This window comes from Streptomyces sp. Rer75 (assembly GCF_013414305.1).
Lineage (GTDB): Bacteria > Actinomycetota > Actinomycetes > Streptomycetales > Streptomycetaceae > Streptomyces > Streptomyces himastatinicus.
This window is the reverse complement of record NZ_CP058693.1, coordinates 9,878,446-9,896,970: the sequence shown is the minus strand read 5'-3', so window position 1 is coordinate 9,896,970 and position 18,525 is coordinate 9,878,446. Positions and strand designations below refer to the sequence as shown.

The 18,525-nt window shown below is 68.0% G+C and carries 14 protein-coding genes; 7 read left to right on the top strand and 7 right to left on the bottom strand.

The genetic code is table 11. The features are described 5' to 3' along the window. Positions 1-86: 86 nt before the first annotated feature. The 7 genes from HYQ63_RS41700 to HYQ63_RS41670 form a co-directional block, all read right to left on the bottom strand. Complete coding sequence (locus HYQ63_RS41700) at positions 87-1,688, bottom strand: MFS transporter (protein ID WP_179939234.1); 1,602 nt, start codon at positions 1,686-1,688, stop codon at positions 87-89. A 153-nt stretch (positions 1,689-1,841) separates the two neighbouring features. Then, positions 1,842-2,504 carry a hypothetical protein gene (locus HYQ63_RS41695; protein ID WP_179939233.1) on the bottom strand — a complete coding sequence of 221 codons (663 nt, stop codon included), beginning with the start codon at positions 2,502-2,504 and terminating at the stop codon, positions 1,842-1,844. Further along, a complete protein-coding gene (locus tag HYQ63_RS41690; RefSeq protein ID WP_179939232.1) occupies positions 2,501-4,360 on the bottom strand; it encodes an acyl-CoA dehydrogenase family protein in 1,860 nt (619 codons plus the stop codon). The genes HYQ63_RS41695 and HYQ63_RS41690 overlap by 4 nt, the downstream gene beginning before the upstream one ends. After that, on the bottom strand, positions 4,357-5,418 hold the full coding sequence (locus tag HYQ63_RS41685; RefSeq protein WP_179939231.1) for a methyltransferase: 1,062 nt from the start codon (positions 5,416-5,418) through the stop codon (positions 4,357-4,359). The genes HYQ63_RS41690 and HYQ63_RS41685 overlap by 4 nt, the downstream gene beginning before the upstream one ends. Before the next feature lie 51 nt (positions 5,419-5,469). Beyond that, a complete protein-coding gene (locus tag HYQ63_RS41680; protein WP_179941082.1) occupies positions 5,470-6,165 on the bottom strand; it encodes an N-acetyltransferase in 696 nt (231 codons plus the stop codon). A gap of 103 nt (positions 6,166-6,268) precedes the next feature. Beyond that, on the bottom strand, positions 6,269-7,051 hold the full coding sequence (locus tag HYQ63_RS41675; RefSeq protein WP_179939230.1) for a leucyl/phenylalanyl-tRNA--protein transferase: 783 nt from the start codon (positions 7,049-7,051) through the stop codon (positions 6,269-6,271). Between the two features lie 7 nt (positions 7,052-7,058). Beyond that, a complete protein-coding gene (locus HYQ63_RS41670) occupies positions 7,059-10,091 on the bottom strand; it encodes an amino acid adenylation domain-containing protein (RefSeq protein ID WP_179939229.1) in 3,033 nt (1,010 codons plus the stop codon). Between the two features lie 934 nt (positions 10,092-11,025). Between HYQ63_RS41670 and HYQ63_RS41665 the strand changes: the two genes are divergently transcribed. The 7 genes from HYQ63_RS41665 (at position 11,026) to HYQ63_RS45385 (ending at position 18,462) form a co-directional block, all read left to right on the top strand. Next, positions 11,026-11,292, top strand: coding sequence for a MoaD/ThiS family protein (locus HYQ63_RS41665; protein WP_179939228.1), 267 nt, complete (start codon positions 11,026-11,028; stop codon positions 11,290-11,292). 6 nt (positions 11,293-11,298) lie between these two features. Continuing rightward, on the top strand, positions 11,299-12,135 hold the full coding sequence (locus tag HYQ63_RS41660) for an acyl-CoA thioesterase (RefSeq protein ID WP_179939227.1): 837 nt from the start codon (positions 11,299-11,301) through the stop codon (positions 12,133-12,135). Continuing rightward, positions 12,132-13,868 carry an acyl-CoA dehydrogenase gene (locus tag HYQ63_RS41655; RefSeq protein ID WP_179939226.1) on the top strand — a complete coding sequence of 579 codons (1,737 nt, stop codon included), beginning with the start codon at positions 12,132-12,134 and terminating at the stop codon, positions 13,866-13,868. Before HYQ63_RS41660 ends, HYQ63_RS41655 begins: the two co-directional genes overlap by 4 nt. A 15-nt stretch (positions 13,869-13,883) precedes the next feature. Further along, a complete protein-coding gene (locus tag HYQ63_RS41650) occupies positions 13,884-14,168 on the top strand; it encodes an acyl carrier protein (protein WP_179941080.1) in 285 nt (94 codons plus the stop codon). Then, positions 14,165-16,555 carry an acyl-CoA dehydrogenase family protein gene (locus HYQ63_RS41645; RefSeq protein WP_257232497.1) on the top strand — a complete coding sequence of 797 codons (2,391 nt, stop codon included), beginning with the start codon at positions 14,165-14,167 and terminating at the stop codon, positions 16,553-16,555. Before HYQ63_RS41650 ends, HYQ63_RS41645 begins: the two co-directional genes overlap by 4 nt. A gap of 159 nt (positions 16,556-16,714) precedes the next feature. Then, positions 16,715-18,289: an MFS transporter gene (locus HYQ63_RS41640; RefSeq protein ID WP_257232496.1), complete on the top strand. Its 1,575-nt coding sequence runs from the start codon at positions 16,715-16,717 to the stop codon at positions 18,287-18,289. 11 nt (positions 18,290-18,300) lie between these two features. After that, positions 18,301-18,462, top strand: a complete 162-nt coding sequence (locus tag HYQ63_RS45385; protein ID WP_179939225.1) for a hypothetical protein — start codon at positions 18,301-18,303, stop codon at positions 18,460-18,462. Positions 18,463-18,525 lie beyond the last annotated feature (63 nt).

Below are 18,525 nucleotides of genomic sequence, written 5' to 3'. Positions count from 1 at the left end.
CCCACGAGTTGTGAAGGCGGCGGCTGTGCAGCTGCATGGCTGTCCCAGCCGCCGCCTCCGGCCCACTGATCTGTTGTCGTACGTCCTTACTTCGAGCCGCCTCCGGCGGACGCGGCCGACTCGGCCGGGTCCGCCTCACCACCGTGCGACCCCGGCGCGGCAGCACCGGTCGGGGGCACATGGCGGAGTGTGAGGGCGGCGATGATCGCTCCGGCCGCGGCGATCACGGCCGCGGTGGCCGACCCGATGCTGAGCCCGCTGGCAAAGGCGTCCTTCGTCACGCGCAGCAGTGGTTCGGCGAGGTGGTCGGGCAGGTTCTGCGCGGCGGCGACGGCGCCGGAGAGGTTCTCCTCCGCAGCCGCCTTGTCCTTGGCGGGCAGGCCCTCGGGCAGCTTGTCGGCGAGCCCGCTGCTGTAGGCGGCAGTGCCGATGCTGCCGACGATGGCGACGCCCAGGGAGATGCCCAGGTCGTTGACGGTGGAGGCGAGTCCGCCGGCGGCGCCTGCCTTCTCCGGCGGGACCGAGCTGACCACCAGGTCGGTGGTGAGGGCCATGGACGGGGACACCGCCGGGTAGAGAACGACGAAGCCCGCGATGAGCATCGGCAGACCGGTCGCGCTGTCGACCTGGGTGAACAGCAGATAGCCGATCACCTGCACGGCCAGGCCGGTGGCGATGACGTAACCCGGGCGCACCCTTCGGGCGATGACCGGCGACAGGGTGGCGACGGCGATCAGCACGAGGGCCGCGGGAAGGATCGCGAACCCGGTCTTGAGGGGCGACAGGTCCTTCACCTGCTGAAGGAACTGCGTGAACATCAGGTACACGCCGCCGAGGCCGGTGGCCGCCAGGATGAACACGCCGAGCGCCCCGCCGACGGTCCGGTTGGTGAACAGGCGCACGTCCAGCAGGGGTGCCGGGGAACGGAGTTGACGAAGGATGAACCAGACTCCCAGGGTCAGTCCGATCACGACGCCCGCGGTCGAGAGCATCGGCGAGTCACTGGTGGCGAACGACTTGATCCCGTAGATGAACGGCAGCAGGGTCGCCAGCAACAGCACCGCGCTGAACAGGTCGAGCTTGCTGCCCTGGGCGCCCTGGTGACGCGGCAGCAGCAACGGCCCACCGATCACCACGACGGCCATCACCGGAACCGCGACCAGGAACGTCGCCCGCCAGGAGAAAGCCTCCAGAAGCAGTCCGGACAGCAGGGGGCCCAGCGCGACACCGGCGGAGATCGCGGCCGCCCAGGTGCCGATCGCAACACCGCGCTGCTTGGGGTCATGGAACATCGAGAAGATCAGGCCGAGCGTTGCCGGCATCTGCATGGCCGCCGCGATGCCGAGCACCGCACGCCAGACGATCATCATCACCGGCGAGTCCGCCATCGCGGCCAGCGCGGAGAAGATGCCGAAGAGGGCGGCTCCGATCACCAGGAGGTTCCTGTGCCCGAAGCGGTCGGCCACGGTCCCCATCAGGACGAGCAGGCTTGCCATGAGGAAGCCGTAGATGTCCAGGATCCACAGCGTCTCGGTGCTGCTGGGTTTCAAGTCGGCGGCGAGATACGGGCTGGCCAGGAACAAGATGGTCAGCATCATGAACAGGAGCAGAGCGGGCAGGACCAACAGGCCCAGCGCCGCCCACTCCTTACTCCCGGCGCGTTGCGGGGGGTTTCCGGCCGAGGACATCGGCACTCCTCTCCTCATTGACGCCGGCGACACGCCGGCGCTCGAGGCGTCGATCCATTGGGGGTTATACCCCTACGGGGTAGGCGTAGCGAACATACGGATGGGGGGTATACCTGTCAAGCGAACCGCCCCCTCTGCCACGCGCCCCTGAACTCAGCCGAGTTCCAGCCCCTGGGCGAGGCAGTTCCAGAACTCGCCCTCCAAGGCGCACACCATCCGGGCGCACCGAACGGCGGCAGCCGGATCGTCCCCGCCGGCCAGTCCCGTCTCGAGCGTGACCGCCGCCTGGTCCAGAACGGGCTGCGGCGTATCCGCGAAGTACCGGAAGTGACCGAGCGCCTCCTCCGCGAACCCGTACCGGGCGACCAGCGCGTCGGCCACACGCGTGTAGGTCTCGCCGGACTCCTGCGCATTCACCAGCAGCGCCAGCGCGACGTCGCTGGAGGCACCGCACAGCGCGGACTGCGACAGGAACGCCGGATACGCCTGCGCCAGCGGCCACGGTTCGTGGCCACGCAGCTCCTCGGCGCCCATCCCGAGCGCGGCCGCGAAATCCATGAGGAGCTCCAGCGCCTGTCCTCCGCTCTGCGCCAGGGTCAGGTACAGATCCCCGGCGGGAGGAGAGGGAAAGCGGGAAGCCAGCAAAGCGAAGCTGCGCCGGTCGCTGGCCACGAGGTAATACAGCTCCCCGGCAAGCCGGCCGAGCCGCTCCTTGGGGACATGGCCGCCCTCCAGCAGATCGACGAACCGGTTGGGCCCCCTGTGCGGCGCTGTCTGCTCCCGTGCCGAGTGGAGGACATCAGTGGTGGTGTTCACAGGGCTTCCCCTTCTGGTGCGCGGGCGGCCTCCCGGGTACGGGACGTCGGCGGGACGGCTCGCCGCAGGTTCGGTCCTTTCGCGGGTCCGTGCCTCGTCTCGGCGATCCACGACCCGTCGGTGGAAGGGTCGACCACTCCCTCCTCGAGCCAGGCGCAGTGACCGCGCATCACACGCCCGGCCACGTCGCGGTCTTTGTCGTCGGTGTTGTCGTCGAGCCGGTCGAGAAGTTCCTCGATGCGCAGCCGGGCCTGGTGGCAGAAAGCATCGGCAAGCGCGGTCGTGGTGTCACCGGCACCGTCGAGCGCGGTCGCGTAGACGCAACTTGTGCTCATCGCGTACAGCTCGGCGCCGATGTCGACGACCCGGCCGAGGAACCTCTGACGCTCACGTTCGGTGTGCGGCTCGTCCGCAACGAGAGCCAGCTGATGCGCCAGGCGTCCGGAGATCCGCTCGACGAACGCGAGGTGCGTGCTCAAAGCGCCGTCCACGGAGTCGGCAGAGGGGCGTTGGCTGCCGGAAGGCTCGGCTGTACGGGTGTCTGACGCGCGGTGCAACGCGAGGAGGTCCTGGGCCAGGAAATCACGGAGCGCCTCGCTGGATCCGTCGAAGATGCGGCCCACCCGGACATCACGCAGCAACTGCTCGACCGGGATTCCCTTCTCGCCACGTGCGATCGCCGAATCGGCCCTCTCGTACCCTCGGCCGCCCCGTATCTGGACGAGCTCGTCCGCGACCATGCAGACCTTCTCCGTGGCGAACAGCTTGGCGAGTTCCGCGTCAAGCCGGGTGTCGCTGTCACCCTGCTCCGCCAGGCGGCCGGTGACCTCGACCATCGCCTCGAGGGCGAACGCGGTGGCGGCGATGAACGCCAGCTTGCCGGCCACCGCGTCCAGCTCGCCGATGGGCCGGTCCCACTGGACGCGGGCCGTGCTCCACCGGCGTGCCACCGACAGGCTCCACTTCGCCGCGGCCGCGGACACGGCCGGCAGTGAGAGACGGCCGGTGTCCTGAGCGGCGAGAGCGACCTCCAAGCCCGCGCCGACCTCGCCGATCCGGTTGCCCGCGGGGACGGCGACGCGGTGCAGGCGGATGCAGCCGTTCTCCAGCCCCCGCAGGCCGAGGAAGGAGTTCCGGTGCTCGACCGTCACCCCCGGCGAGTCGGCCTCGACGATGAACGTGGTCATCCCCCCGGCATCCCGGTCCGAAGGGGCGACGACAGCCACGATGACCAAGAGGTCGGCGATGACCCCGTTGGTGACCCATGTCTTCACGCCGTCCAGGAGGTAGCTGTCCGAGGCCGGGTCGTAGACGGCGGTGGTGTGCATGCGGAACGGGTCGTTGCCGATGTCGGCCTCGGTGAGAGCGAACGCCGAGATCTCCCTGACGCACCGGGGGAGGAACTCCCGCCTTTGCGCATCGGTCCCGAACAGGATGAGGGGCTGGGCAAGACCGATGGCCTGGTGAGCCGCGAGCAGCTCGCTCAGTGCCGGGTGTGTCGTGCTGGTGAGCATCAGAGCACGGTGATAACAACGGGAGGACAGCCCCTGCCCACCGTACTGCCGGGGAATCTTGATGCTCAGCGCCCCGAGATCCTTGAGCTTTTCGATGATGTGGTCGGGGATCCGGTCCGTGCTCTCGATCTCCGCACTGTCCACGTCCTTCTCGCAGAAGGCACGGAGCCGGGACAGGAACCGCTCCTCCACGGGGTCCAGACGGCGCGGGTCGCCCCCGGGCAGGGCGAGAAGATCAGTCCTCACCCTGCCCAGGAACAACTCGCCGGCGAACCCTGGCTGCCTCGGACGCGAGGACTCCGGCTGATCCACCTGGCGGTCCGCCACAGGTTCCGTCGTCATGCGACGGACGTGGGGACGGCCCGAATGATCGACAAGGGTCCGGCGTCCCCGTCGCCGACCGACCGCACCGTGAAGCCGGTCTCCTCGAGCATCGCGCGGAACTCGCTCTCGGTCCGCTCGCGGCCCCCGGTCGTCACCATCATGTTGACGTCGGTGAGGAACATGACCGGTGCGCTGGTGTCGGCGGTCTCGGGAAGCACGGTGCCGACGATCAGCAGCGTGGCGGACTGGGGCATATGGGCGCGACAGGTCCGCAGGATGGCGCGGGACTCCTCGTCGCCCCAGTCCTGGAACACGCTCTTGATGATGTAGATGTCGCCGTCGCCCGGGACGGACTGGAAGAAGTCGCCGGCCAGGGCCTCGCACCGGTCCGTGAGGCCGGCCTTGCTCAGCGTCGCGGGCGCCTCCGCCACACCGCTGGCGCTGTCGAAGACGATGCCCCGCAGCCCGGGACGGTCGCGCAGGATCGCGGTGAGGAGGGTGCCGTCGCCGCCACCGAGGTCCACCACCGTCCCGGCTTCCGGAAAGTCGTACCCCGAGGCGATCTGCTCGGCCGAGTGCCTGGACTCCTCGCTCATCGCCTCGTTGAACAGCATGCTCGTCTCGGGGTGCTGGGCCAAGTAGTCATAGACCCCGGTCCCGTACGTGTGGTCGAAAGCGCGCTCGCCACGGGAAATGGTGTGATGCAGGCCCTGCCACGAGGTGAAGAAGAGAGGGTCGCAGAACATCCGGGCGAAGTTCTTCAGCGAGTCCGGGGAATCGGCCCGCAGCTGGGAGCCGAGGTCAGTGAGCGCGAAACATCCCGGCTCCGGCTCCGCCGCGATCCCGCCGGCGACCAGCAGCCGCAGCAGCCGCCGCAGTGACGGCTCGTGGGTCTCCGTCTCGGCGGCAAGTTCGCCGCAGTGACGGGACCCCGAACCGATGAGGTCGGCGAGGCCGAGTTCCGCGGCGACTCCGATCGAGTGCGCGATCATGTAACCGCCGATCCGCTCGATCAGAGCCGCGCGCAGGTTCAACTTGTCGGTCGAGGGCGCGCTGTGAGGAGTTGTGCTGCTCATCGGTCGTACTCCTTGTCGTCGGTACCACTCGTGATGCGTCGAAGAGGGGTGTCAAAGACTCGAGCCGGTGAGCCGGTGCCTGACCCAAACGTTGGGTTCGACGTACACCGCGTAGTTGTGCTCGAGACTCACGGTCAATGGCGTCAGCGCTCCGGGCACTTCCACCGGACCGCTGGTGTCCAGAGGCAGGCCGGTCCACTCGCGCCACTGGGCGAGGCTTCCGGAGATGGTCATGGACGCCGGACATACCTTCAGCACCTCGCCGCCCGCCCTGACGTGGACGCGCAGCCAGGGGTCCGCAGGCAGGCCATCGGGCCGGAGAGATGTGAGGTACTCGTCCATCGGCAGTTCGGGGTGTTCGTGCTTGCGGCTGGGACGGACGGGGCTCACGACATCGCGGAACCCTTTCCCGCGCGCGTGGTCGGTGACGGCCCGCAGAACACTCGCGGACAGGTTCCGCGACTGGTGGCCGCGGAGGACGGCGACCTCCAGCGCGCACAGCGTGGTGAATTCCCGGTCGGCGTACGTGTCGGACAGGCACTGCCGAAGTGCCTCGTCCCACCCGGTGTCGGGCAGGTGACCGGGGTCGCCGTCCCAGGCGAGAGCCACCCCGGCGGCGCGGGCGATGACCTGCTCCCGCTCATCGACCACGACGAGCTGGTGCTCCGCATGCCGGTCGAAGGCCCACTCGACGAGCAGGCCATCGGGGCGGATGTAGGCCGGCCACGACGACTCCATCGAGATCATGGCCTCTTCCAGGTCAGGCCTCTCCGCGAGGCTGACCACATGCAGATCCGTACTGGTGATGGGCACAGCATGTCTCCCAGAGGCAGGCACGGGTGGGGTGAAATCACTCGGCAAGGCGGCCGGCGGGCAATTTCCGCGTGGCGAGCGGCCGGTTCTCATCGAGGGTGGCCAGCAGATCGAGATACCGGGACCTGGGCAGGGGGCGGGCGCCGACGAGCCGGGCATGGTCACCGTCGCGCTGGACGTCGATCGCGAGCCCGCCCGCCTCGGCGAAGCGGCGCGTCAGGTCGGCCACCGCCGTCTTGCCCGCCCCGCTGCGCAGCGTGAACTGGGAGTCGGCGCTGAACACCGCCCCGACCCTGATGCCGAAGGTCCCGCCGATCAGCTCGTCGCCGTCCCAGACCTCGACGCTGTGGGCGTGGCCTTGCCTGTGCAGGAGGCACAGGCCCCGCAGCAGCTCGTCGGTCAACCAGCGCTGTACGCGGCCGACCCGGCACTGACGGACCACCTCTTCGAAGCAGACGTCTGCCGTCGTGGTCCAGTCCGTCCTGTTGCGCAGTTGCTGGCGCAGGCTGCGCTGGATCCGGGCCTGGTCCACAAGAATCACGGGCCGCGGGTCCGGGGACCACCATGAGATCGAGAAGGGGTCCGCGCAGCCGGGCACGATTTTCACACGCCCGGCTTCGACCTCGGCCTCGTAGGTGAGCTCATTGACGATTGCCGCTTCGGCCGTGTCCACCGGAAAGGGGTACAGGCCCCGCCGATAGGCGGCAAGAAGGTTCTGGGGCGCGAGGTCTCCGCCGAAGGCGATGGGCTGTTCAGCGGGTCCCGCGCCGACATCCACCGAATCCCACATCGACTCGGTCCGAGCCTGTGTCCGGATCATGTTCACCTCACAGGAAATCGATGGAGGTCAGGTATTCGATGTAGCGGTCGAGCATCGCGCTGTCCACGGGCGGAATATCGATTCCACTGCCGCGCAATGCGGCCTTCACGTTTTCTTGCGAGAAGGTGGGAAACGTTGTTTCGAGGTACATCTCGGCGACGCTCATGGTGCCGCTGGAGCACCGGTCGATGAAGAGCGGTGCAAAGGGTGTCATGGGGTGGTCCGGCTGTTCCACGGCAGTCGTGACGATGCGTTCCAGCCACTGTTCCCAGGGGACTTCGCGGATCGTGTGGCCGTGGGCGCGAAGCCTCTCGGCAAGGAGCGAGATATTCACTTTGCCGGGATTGGTCAGGTGGTAGACCTCCCCGGCGGGCAGCCGACTCGAGGCGATGTGCAGCAGCGCTGCCGCATAGCAGTCCACTGGCGTGTAGTCCAGGGGGAGTTCGGCGATCGGCGAGGTCCCGGTGTCGACGACGAACCGCTTCATCGCACACATCTCAGTTGCGGTGTTCCAGGCACCGGTCGTCTGGTCGCCAGAAATGTCGGCGGCGCGGTAGATGGCGACCGGCAGGCCTTCTTCGGCGGCGTTCTGAAGAAGCGCTTCGGCGACCCATTTGCTTTCCACATAGCCGACGGAAAGATGGTCGGCGTGGGCGAGTGGCGTCTCTTCGGTGACGTGCCGGACTCCGGCGGTCCCGAAACCGGAGACCACCGCCATGGTGGAGACGTAGTGGACGGGGATGTTCCGGTAGCGGCCGGCCATCCGGATGATCTCGCGGGTGCCCTCGACGTTCGTCGCGCGCATATGGGAGTACGGGTAGATGAAGTTGACCAGCCCGCCAGGGTGATGGATGACGTCGATGACCTGGGCGAAGTGGTCGAATTCCTCGTCCGGCAGGCCGAACTGAGGCTCGCCCAGGTCGCCAGGAACAGCCGATATCCGCCCCTCGGCCCAGTAGGGCTCCAGACCGTCCTTCATGTAGTGCAGCGCGTTGTCCTTGATGCGTTCCCTCGCCTGGTCGGCATCCGCGGCGCGTACCAGGCAGTGCACGGTGGCGCTGGTGGTCGCCAGGAGTTCACGCAGCAGATAGATCCCGAGGAACCCCGTCGCGCCGGTGAGGAATACGTGGGACGGGTCCGCCCATGAGGGGGAATCCGCCGGCTGCCGCTGGATCGGCACCCCGACAGCCGTGTCGGCCTCGAGGTCGACGTGCGACGCGCTGTCGGTGTCGAGCGTGCCGGCCCGGGCCGACTCCACTGCTGACGCGAAGCTGCGCAGGGTCGCGTCGTCGAGGAGGAGCCGGATGAGAGGGCGGACCTGTGTGATCAGGACGCCGAGTGACGCCCGTACCTTGGCGAGCAGTTCGGCCGCCAGAATCGAATTCCCGCCGAGGTTGAAGAAGTTGTCGTCAGGCGCGACCGAGTCCACGTCGAGCACCTGGCGCCACAGGCCCGCGACGGCGCGCTCGACCATGCTGGCGGCCGGAACATCGATGTCGGCCCTGGGCGCGACGGTGAGTTCCTGCGACAGGTCGGGCAGCGCGGCGAGGTCGATTTTGCCGTGCCTCGTCATCGGCATCGTGTCCAGCTGGATGAACTTCGCCGGGATCATGAACGTGGGCAGTCGGCCGGCAGCGAAGGCGCGCAGCTCGGCCGGCTCGAGCCGGTGCGGAGTGCCGCTCGCGGTGAAGTAGGCGGCAACCTGCAACTCACCCTTGGCACTGAAGGCCGTCACCGCGACGTCGTCGATCAGATGGTGCGCCGACAGGGTTGCCTCGATCTCGGCCGGCTCCACGCGGAATCCGTGGATCTTGATCTGCCGGTCGGCCCGTCCGACGACCTCGAGGTTGCCCTCCGCCGTCCAGCGACCGAGGTCGCCGGTGCGGTACACGCGCGTGGTTTCGTCCGCTGATCCGGGCAGGACGAGGAAACGGGCCTTGGCCGGGGACTGCTCGGCGAGGTAGCCCTGGGCGACGCCGGGCCCGCCGATGTATATCTCTCCGCGCTGCTGGGGCGGGACCGGCTTCATGTCCTGGTCCAGCACGTGAACGGCGGTCTGCGGCAGTGGTCGTCCGATCGGGGCCGGTCCCTGGGGAGGAAGCGACTCCGGGGTGATCTCCATGGTGCACGACGTGATCGTCGTTTCGGTCAACCCGTAGGCGTTGACGAGCCGGGAGTTCGGCATGAGGCGCAGCGCGGCGTCGCAGTCGGCGGCATGCACCGCGCTGCCACCGACGATCGTGAGCCGGACCGGCAACTCGGTCGGGCTTTGCGCCAGTTCGGCAAGGAACGACCGCCAGTAGGGCGGGGTCAGGTCCATGACCGTTACGCCGAGCGAGGCGAGCCTGTGGGCCAGCTCGCTCGGCGCCCAGTTGTACTCGGGCAGGACGAGCGTCGCCCCGTGGACCAGTGGGACCAGGATCTGTTCGATGGAGGTGTCGAAAGAGAGCGCGGCAAACTGAAGGACACGATCATCCGGGCCGATGCCATAGCGCTCGTTCACGCTCTGGCAGAGGTAGCCGAGCGAAGCGTGGCTCACCTGCACGCCCTTCGGCGTGCCGGAGGAGCCTGAGGTGTAGACGATGTAGGCGGTGTCCGAGGCATCAACGGTGATGCCGGGAGGGCCGGTGGGCGACCCGGCGACGGTGGCTGCGACCGCGCTGAGAGTCGGCACCGAGAGGCCGGCGAAGCGGTCTTCGTACTCGGGGCGGGTGACGACGGCGGCACAGCTGGTCTCCTTGACGTATGTGGCGAGCCGGTCGTCCGGAACTCCGGGCTCCACCGGCAGGTACGTCGCCCCTGCTTTGAGAGTCGCAAGGAGCGACACGATCAGGTCGATCGAACGCTCAAGGTGGGTCATGACCACGGACCCGCGTTTGACCCCGAGATCCTGGAATCGGTGAGCGAGCAGGTTCGCACGCTGGTCGAGTTCGGCGTAGCTGATCCGATGGCCGTCGTGTTCCACTGCTGTCGCATTCCGTCGTACCGCCGCCACGGCGGCGAAACGATTGTGCGCGAATAGCTTCCCGGTCAAGTCCATGAGTCCTCTGCTCCATTGCGGGTGTGGAGAACGCTGAAGGGGTCGTCAACGTGTTTTCGGACGTGGTGACTGCACGCCGGAGATTGCGCGAGCTCCGGAGTGTGAAAGGAGGAACGAAGGTATTCGGCTAGGCGCGTCCAGCCACTAGGGGAATGCCGGACCGCGCCTGCTCATCGTCTGGGAATTCCCGCTACGAGCTCGACTGCTTGCTCAGGGGACCGACCGGCGAAGCGATCGTCGCGTTCACACGGTGGATTGAGGCGCCGGTTTCTGCAAGTTCTCGGCATGACTGGTTCATGCGTGATCGATTCCCCCATGTTGTGCCTACCGACGTCGCTGCGTCGGTGAACGGCGAAGGCTTCCTGCGCGGTCGCGCTTCACCGGTGTGGATGGCCCCGGTTGCTCCACTTGGCAATCAGTCAGGGCCCTCGCTGTGCACTGTTGCGGTTGGTGTGGCCACCGCATCGAACGCCGTTGAGGAAACCCCATGGGGGTAGCCCGTGTCAATGGGGACAGTTGAGCGCGGCACGGCGGCGGAACTCGCTGTGGAGAAATGGTGTATGGACCGGTAACTGCCCCCGCCCGGATGGACGCCGGCATCCGCGGAGCACACCTCGCCCCTGGCACGCATTGCCGTTTTCGGCGCCTGAGCTGGCATATCAAGGTAAGGGGAGCCGGGCTCCGTATACGAAATCCCCTCAGACCGCGCCGCTTGAAGATGAACGGGAGGGAAGCGCGGTCGAACTGGTGATCAGAGACGCACACGCCGCATTCACATGCACGACACCTACAGCGCTTGCTTCCCGTAGGGGGTAGGGGTATAGGTTCCTGCATCAACGGGGAGCTTGGGTTTCTCCGGCTGCTGTCACGTGGGCCGGTCTGTCGCCAACGTGACACGAATCAACCACCACCCAGGCAGAGAAAGGTCCAGGCGATGATCGTCAAGGTCAGAGGCGTTCTGCTCCGATTCACCAACTACGAGAACGACATCGAGGTCGGCGGCGCCACGGTGCGCGATGGCCTGACAGCTCTCACCGAGCGCTACCCCAACCTCGCCGAGGTGCTCCTGGACCGCGAGGGAAGCATCCGCTCGACGCACCTCATCGCTCTCAACGGCGAACGGCTCTCCCGAAGCGAGCTGGACCGGAAGGCCACCGAGGACGACCGGGTGGACATCGTCACCGCGGTGTCCGGGGGGTAGGCCCCGATGCCGCGCACTTCCACCTACGAAGTCGTGCTCGACGCGGGCATGTTCGCTCCCACCCAGCTTCAGGTCACCACCGTCGGCAGACTCGGATTCCAGGCCGGCACCCACTGGGTGCGCGATCACGTGTGCAGTCACCGCAGGCTTGTGTCGGAGCACCGGGTCGGACTCGTCCTGTGGGCATGGCAACTGGAGTACGAGAAGCCGCTGCGGTTCCGCGACGCCGACGCTGTCACCGTCGACGTCGCTGCCCGGGTACGTGGACCGCACGCCTCCCAGCTGGAGTTCGAGACGACGCTCTCCGGCCCCGCGGGAGTGGCGGTGCGCACGCGCGCCGCGTCGGTCCCGCTGCACCTCAGCGGCGACTCGGCGCTCTCCGGCACACCGGCCCCACTCCCCCGCTCACTCGTCACCGCCTTCCACGACGACGAAGTCGAGCGCACCCCGTACCGGTCCCCTGTGCGCGCCCTGAGGGCAGAGTTCGAACGGGACGGTGAACTCCTGGCGTCGAGTACCGGAGATCTGCCGAGCTTCCGCATCCACCGCCACCACTGCGAGGTGGCCGATCAGTGGTACTGGGCCGAGTCCCTCGGCTTCGCCGGCGGAGCACGGGAAGAGTTCGTCCGGCGGCACGGCACGAACATCCCGGAACTGCGCGACGCCTTGTCCGACGGGATCCGCCAGATCGACGCGACGTGGCTGCGGACCGGCCAGCTGTGGGATCTGCTCCAGGTCCGCACCACCGTCTACCGCCACGGCGAGGGCATCGCATTCGTCCATGCGCTGGAGTCCGTCGACGAGGACGACAGTCCATACGCGATCATCGTGGAGCGCACATGACCATCGGGGAAGACCCGTCGCCGTCCCACCTGTCCACGTTCGACGTGGCGGCAGAGTTCGAGCAGGCACTGGGCTGCCCATTCGATCCGGGCACCGGCATGTCGCTGGCCGGCGGAGTGCGCGCGGACGAGCTCGAAGCAGAGCCCACCGCGGCCTATGAGGCGGCCTGGGCAGCGGGCCTGCACCAACACATCGTGCCCGGCTCCGAAGGGGGCCGGCTCACCTCGTTCGAGTCCATGCTGGGCGTGGTGCGGGCGGCGTCACGCCGGGACTTGGCCGTCACGATCGGATTCGGATCGACCCTGCTCGCCGCGATGCCGATATGGCTGTGGGGCGACGAAGAACAGCGGAGCAGGGTCGCCGAGCTCATACTGCAAGGCGCCTGGGGCACGGCCGCCATCAGCGAGAAGGCGGCCGGCAGTGATCTGCTGGCCACCGGCACCCGGGCCACCGCGATCACCGACGGGTACGTGCTGGATGGGGAGAAGTGGCTGGTCGGCAACGGTCAGCGGTCCTCATTCGCCACCGTGCTCGCGGCGTCGGAGCCGTCCTTCGGGTTGTTCCTGGTCGACTTCGCCGCAGTCGATGACGACGCGGTGAAGCGACTGCCGAAGGTACCCACCCATGGGCTACGCGGGCATGACCTGAGCGGATTCATCCTCGATGACTGCCGGGTCGGCGCCGATGCCGTCCTCGGCAGACAGGGCCGCGGCGTCGAAATGGTCACCGGAATGCTCCAGTTCACCCGGACGATGGTCGGTGGGACCAGCCTGGGCGCCGCTGACACCGCGCTGCGGATCGCGCTGCGCCACGCACGGTCGCGCGTGCTGTACGGAAGTCCGTCGCTCGAGATCGCGCCGGTCCGCTCGCTGCTGGCGCGTGCCTTCGCCGACGTACTGGTCGCGGAGTGCACCGAGTTGGCCGCTGCCCGCGCGCTCGACGTGGCACGGCAGCGGATGCCGCTGTGGTCCGCGGTGGCCAAGTATGTGGTTCCGGCCTTCTGCGTGGATGCCGTGAACGACTGCGGTGAGGTCCTGAGCGCACGCGCCTACCTGCGCGAGGGCGTCGCGCACGGGGCCTTCCAGAAGCTGGCGCGCGACATCGCCATCACCCCGGTGTTCGAGGGCACGCAGCTGGTCCAGCTGGACACCATTCGTGCCCAACTGGCCAACGGGGTGCGGCGGCTCGGCACCCGCGAGGCAGGTCCCGAGCTGTCTCCGGCACTGCTGTTCGGCTTCGGCGAGCAGCCCATGTCACCGCCCTCGCCACGCGACCATCGCCCGTCGATCACCTACGGCGGCGTCGATGAGGTGACCGACCTCCTTGATGACGCGGCCGGGGCGCTGGACGACGACCCGGAACTCGCTGCGCTCGCGCGCCTGCTGCGCGCCGCCCGCGACCAGACGCGAGAGACGTTCCGCAGGATCGGCGCGCAACGGACGGCCGAGGCGTATGACGCGGCGCGTCGGCACTGCCTGGTTCACGCGGGTGCCTGTTGTCTGCACACCTGGATCCAACGCCGGCACGCCCTCGGTGGCCTGGCCACCGACCGAGCCTGGCTCTCGGTAGCGCTGCGCCGCGTCTTGGCCCGGCTCGGCTCGCCCGCCGAGCCCGACTGGGAAGCGGAAGACCAGCTGGTGCGACGACTCGCAGATCTCGACGACGACGACCAGGCGTTCTCTCTCGTCCCGCTGCGCCTCGCGGCGCAGCACCGAGAGCCGACGCCGGCCTGAACCCAGGAGGACGCCATCACCACCGCAAACGCCATCACCGAGCCCGTCGGCAGCTGGCTTTCATCGCTGATCGCGGAACTGCTCGGCACGAATCAGCAGGAGATCCCCTTCGACCGGCCGCTCGGCGAACTCGGCATGGACTCGCTGACCGCGGCTCAGCTCTCCGCGGACCTGGAGGAGCGCTTCGGCGCCCTCATCTCACTCGAGCGTTTCCTCGGCGAGGAGACACTCGGGGAATTGGTCCACCAGCTGGAAAGCGACGCCGCCGCGACCAGTGCCGCGCAGGAGGCCGGAGCGTGACGTCACAAACACAGCAGGCCAACATGGCGCACGCCTTTGACCAGGGCCACCGCACGCTGGAGGCGGAGGTCGAGCAGATCCGGAGTGAGGCCCGGCGCCGCTTCGGAGGCTTCGTACTGGAGACAGTCAACCCGGGCGCGTACTTCCGCGAACGTGACTGGCGTCTGGTCGACAAGCACCTCCTTGCGCGGGCGGCCGAGATCGGGCTGCTCCAGTTCTCCCTGCCGGCCCACGTCGGTGGCGCGGGGCGGGACAAGTTCGAGTGGGGCGTCGTGGTCGAGGAACTCGCCCGGCTCTCACTCGACCCCGGCTTCTCCGTGCTCGTCGACACCACCGTCGAGATCGCCGAGGTGCTCCTGTCCAGCGACGGACAGGAGCTCATCGAGCGCTATGTCCCGGACCTCGTCGCAGGCCGGCTCTTCGTCGCGCTGGGCGCCTACGAGAGCAAAGACCCCTACGACTACGAGTCCACCGCGCGGCTCGAGGGGGAGGAGTGGGTGCTGAACGGCACCAAACATTTCGTCACCGGCGGTCTGGCGGCCGACCTGTTCGTCATGTTCGTTCGCGACGAGGCTTCCAACGACGTACTCGCGTTCGTGGTCGAGAAGGACGACCCCGGCGTCGCGGTCATACCCCTGGAAACGATGGGGCTGCGCACCATGGGCCTGGCCCAGGTGGTTCTGCACGATGTACGCGTGCCCGGGTGGCGGCAGGTGTGGCATGCCGACGCGCTGAGCAGGTTCAACACGTACGCGCGCGGCCGCCGGATCATGACCGCGTGTGGCATCACCGGCGCGTTGCAAGGCGTGGTCGAAAACTGTATCGAGGCGCTGTCCTCACGTAGGCGCAGCGGGCGCCGCGTACTTGACTACCCGAACGTCGAGCGCTCCATCGGCGAGATGCGCATGCTGCTCGAGGCATCCCGAGCAACCGTCCACCGTGCGCTGGACGGCACCCGCTCACCGGACCGGGACGCGTTCTTCGACGAGTTCGCCACCGTCGCCAAGCACCACGCTGCCGAGAGCGCGGTGCGCATCGGCCAGCTGGTGATGAACCTCCAGGGCGGTGAGGGCTACATCAGCACGTTCCCGTGGGAGCGCTTCATGCGCAACGTGCTGGGGATGATCGGCGGTCAGGGCTCCCAGGAACTGCTGCTCATGCAGTTGGGGCAGCGCACCATCGTCGGTCTGGAGGGCAAGCGCGTACGCGAGGATGCCGCCGAACTCTCCGTCGCCAAGCTGGCGGACTCCTGGTGGGCCCTGCACGCGGCCGAAGCCGTCGTCGAGGATCCCGCCGGAGAGTTCGCCGAAGCCGCGTGGTCGGTGGTGTCGGCAGCCGAGCTCGAGTCGACGGGAATGGATCCGGACCGGCACAGCGAGCTGGTCGCGTTTCTCGACCGGGCTCACGCCATGGCGGAAGCCGTCCGGTCCGGACAGGCACCCGACGCCATGCCCCGGGGGCCGGAGGGACTGTTCCACGGACGCCTCGAGGGCGTGGCCTGGGTCGCGTGGAGCTGGCTCGCGTGCGCCATTGCTCAGGAAACAGGTCTGCTCGCGCGTCTGCTGCGACCGTGCACGGTGAAGGAAGCGGCCGCGGACCTGCCCGAGGACTTCACGCGCGACCTCCTCAAAGTCTTGGCCGGTGCCTCACTCGTCCAGACGGACACCCATGGTCGCTACACCATTGACCAGCGCTTGGAACAGGTACTCATTGGCGGCCCCCGCACCTCGGCGTTCGCCACGCGGCTGCGTCGCGCGCTGGCCCGCGCCGCGCAACTGCGTACGGGGAAGCCGGCCGCGGGGCGGGAGCTGATGGCCGGATGCGGTGACGACTCCCCGGCGCTCGGCGATGTCCTGGTCAACTCCTCGCTCGGAAGACTGGAAGGACTGGCGGATCTGCTGGTCACTCCCGGCGCACGGGTGGGATGCGCTGCCGGTGACGGCGGCAGGTCCGCGGTTGCGCTGGCGCGGAACATCCCCTTCGCGTCGATACTCGCGTTGGAGCCGCGGCAGCCGGCCCCGAACGCGACCGGCGACGTCTTGGTGGAGACCCGGGCCTGCGACCTCGATGGTTTCGAGGAACACGACAGGCTCGCCCTCGCGTGGCTGCCGACCGCCGGGCTGCCGACCGCCGGTCTGCGGCGGGCCATCACCGCGTGCGCGGCGGCATTGGTACCCGGCGGCTGGATCGTCCTGCCGAACCCCCTTCCGCCGAAGCACCCGATCGGTGCGGCGGCAGCACGCCTCGAACTCGAACTCGCCGGTTGGACAGGGCCGGCAGAGGGGGACGTCGAGGCCTTGCTGAAGGAGGCGGGGCTGGGGCTCGTCAGAACGGTGTGGGAGGACGCCGTACTCGGCATCCGCCTCACCGCGGCGCGGCGCCCGTAACCATATCGGCCCTGGTCGGTGCTTGAACACGTGCGCACGGCGGCCCGGATCCCGCATCCCGGGCCGCCCTCGCAGAAGCACTCACCGAACCGAGCAGGGCCTCCCCTTCCGGTCACCCTTTCCGAATCACCCATGAATCCAGCAATGGAGGGGCCTCGCATGTCCGCAGAACGAGCGCCATCGCCCACGAGGTGGTGGACACTCGGGATCGTCGCGCTCGGCACATTCATGCTGATGCTCGACCTCAGCGTGGTGGCTGTCGCACTTCCTGACATCCACGAGTCACTGCGCAGCAGCTTCGCCGACCTCCAGTGGGTCTTCGACGCGTACGCCCTCACACTGGCGATCTTCCTGGTGGCCGCGGGCTCACTCGCCGATCGCCACGGTCGGAAGAAGGTCTTCCAAGTGGGCTTCGCGGTCTTCACCATCGCCTCATTGGCCTGCGGCCTCGCCGGCGACGCCACCGCCCTGAGTGCGTTCCGAGCCATCCAAGGCGTCGGCGCCGCCATCATGTTCGCCGTAGGACCCGCCATGCTGAGCCACGAGTTCCACGGTAAGGAGCGCGCCACCGCCTTCACCGTCTTCGGCGCCGCCGTCGGCCTCGCCGTCGCCACCGGACCCCTCATCGGCGGCTCCCTGACCAGCTCCCTGTCCTGGCGCTGGATCTTCTACTTCAACGTTCCCATCGGGGTCATCGCCCTCCTCATCGGCATATTCCGTGTCCGTGAGTCGATGAACCGCCGCGCTCACCCCACCGACTGGCCGGGCCTGGTCACGTTCAGCATCGCCCTCGGCGCCTTGGTCTTCGCCACCATCCGCGCCCCCGAAGAAGGCTGGACCAGTGCTTTCACCCTCACTCTCTACGCCGCGAGCATCGGTTTCCTCGGGCTGTTCCTGGCCATCGAACGCCGCATGGGCGAACGCGCCATGTTCGACCTCGCGTTCTTCCGCAATCCCACCTTCGTCGGCATCTCCCTCGTTGCCATGATCGGTAACGCCGGAGCCCTGCCCTCGATCTTCTTCGAAACCAGTTACCTACAGAACATGCTCGGTATGGACGCTTGGGAAGCCGGCCTGCGCTTCCTGCCCCTGACCATCGCCATGTTCGTCACCGGCGCCATCAGCGGCAGCCTCATCGGCAAGGTGCCCTTCCGTATCCTCCTCGGCACCGCCCCTGCCGTCATGGCCACAGGCCTCCTCTTCCTCAACATGACCAAAGCCGACTCCGCCTGGACCGTCCTCGTCCCCGCGTTCGTCATCGCCGGATTCGGCATGGGCATCTTCAATCCCGCCCGCGCCGCCGTCGCCGTCGAGGTCGCCGAACCCGCCAAATCCGGCGTCGCCTCAGGCATCAACGAAACCTTCCAGCAAGTCGGCATCGCCGTCGGCATCGCAGGTGTCGGCGCCTTCTTCCAAAACCGCGTCGCCGACAGCTTCACCAACTCCGAAGTCGGCGGACAACTCGGCCACGACAAAGCCGACGAGGCTGCCCAAGCCATCAGCTCCGGCTCTCTCGAAGCGGTGGCCCAAGAAGGCGGCGGCGCCATGCGCGACCAGATGCTGAGCGCCGGACAGGACGCCTACATGGCCGCCTTCCACAGCGCCATGAACGTCTGCGCCGCCCTCGGCTTCATCGCCGCCCTCATCGGCTTCCTCGTGATCCGGACCAAGGATCTCCATCGCAGCGCAATGCCCGACATTCGCCCCACCACCGACCGCGTGACCGCGGTGTAGGTCAGGCGGACTTGTCGGACGAGCTGGTCCGGGCGGTGGTCCTTGGCGAGTCGCAGCTCGGCAACATGGACGGTTTGGTGTGCAGCGACGAAATGGAAGTCACCCACTGGACTCGCTGCACTGAGGTCGTCGACCCGCTCACCCTGTCCGCCACTCCCGAGGAGGTCCGGTGAAGGGCACGGCCGCACAGGTCCGCACGCACGAACGCAGCGTGCGACTTTTGATGGTGAACCAGT

Excerpts from the sequence above, each read along its gene's own strand:
- HYQ63_RS41700 (WP_179939234.1), bottom strand. The coding sequence starts at position 1,688 with ATGTCCTCGGCCGGAAACCCCCCGCAACGCGCCGGGAGTAAGGAGTGG.
- HYQ63_RS41690 (WP_179939232.1), bottom strand. The coding sequence starts at position 4,360 with ATGACGACGGAACCTGTGGCGGACCGCCAGGTGGATCAGCCGGAGTCC.
- HYQ63_RS41685 (WP_179939231.1), bottom strand. The coding sequence starts at position 5,418 with ATGAGCAGCACAACTCCTCACAGCGCGCCCTCGACCGACAAGTTGAAC.
- HYQ63_RS41680 (WP_179941082.1), bottom strand. The coding sequence starts at position 6,165 with ATGATCTCGATGGAGTCGTCGTGGCCGGCCTACATCCGCCCCGATGGC.
- HYQ63_RS41675 (WP_179939230.1), bottom strand. The coding sequence starts at position 7,051 with ATGATCCGGACACAGGCTCGGACCGAGTCGATGTGGGATTCGGTGGAT.
- HYQ63_RS41670 (WP_179939229.1), bottom strand. The coding sequence starts at position 10,091 with ATGGACTTGACCGGGAAGCTATTCGCGCACAATCGTTTCGCCGCCGTG.
- HYQ63_RS41665 (WP_179939228.1), top strand. The coding sequence starts at position 11,026 with ATGATCGTCAAGGTCAGAGGCGTTCTGCTCCGATTCACCAACTACGAG.
- HYQ63_RS41660 (WP_179939227.1), top strand. The coding sequence starts at position 11,299 with ATGCCGCGCACTTCCACCTACGAAGTCGTGCTCGACGCGGGCATGTTC.
- HYQ63_RS41655 (WP_179939226.1), top strand. The coding sequence starts at position 12,132 with ATGACCATCGGGGAAGACCCGTCGCCGTCCCACCTGTCCACGTTCGAC.
- HYQ63_RS41640 (WP_257232496.1), top strand. The coding sequence starts at position 16,715 with ATGTCCGCAGAACGAGCGCCATCGCCCACGAGGTGGTGGACACTCGGG.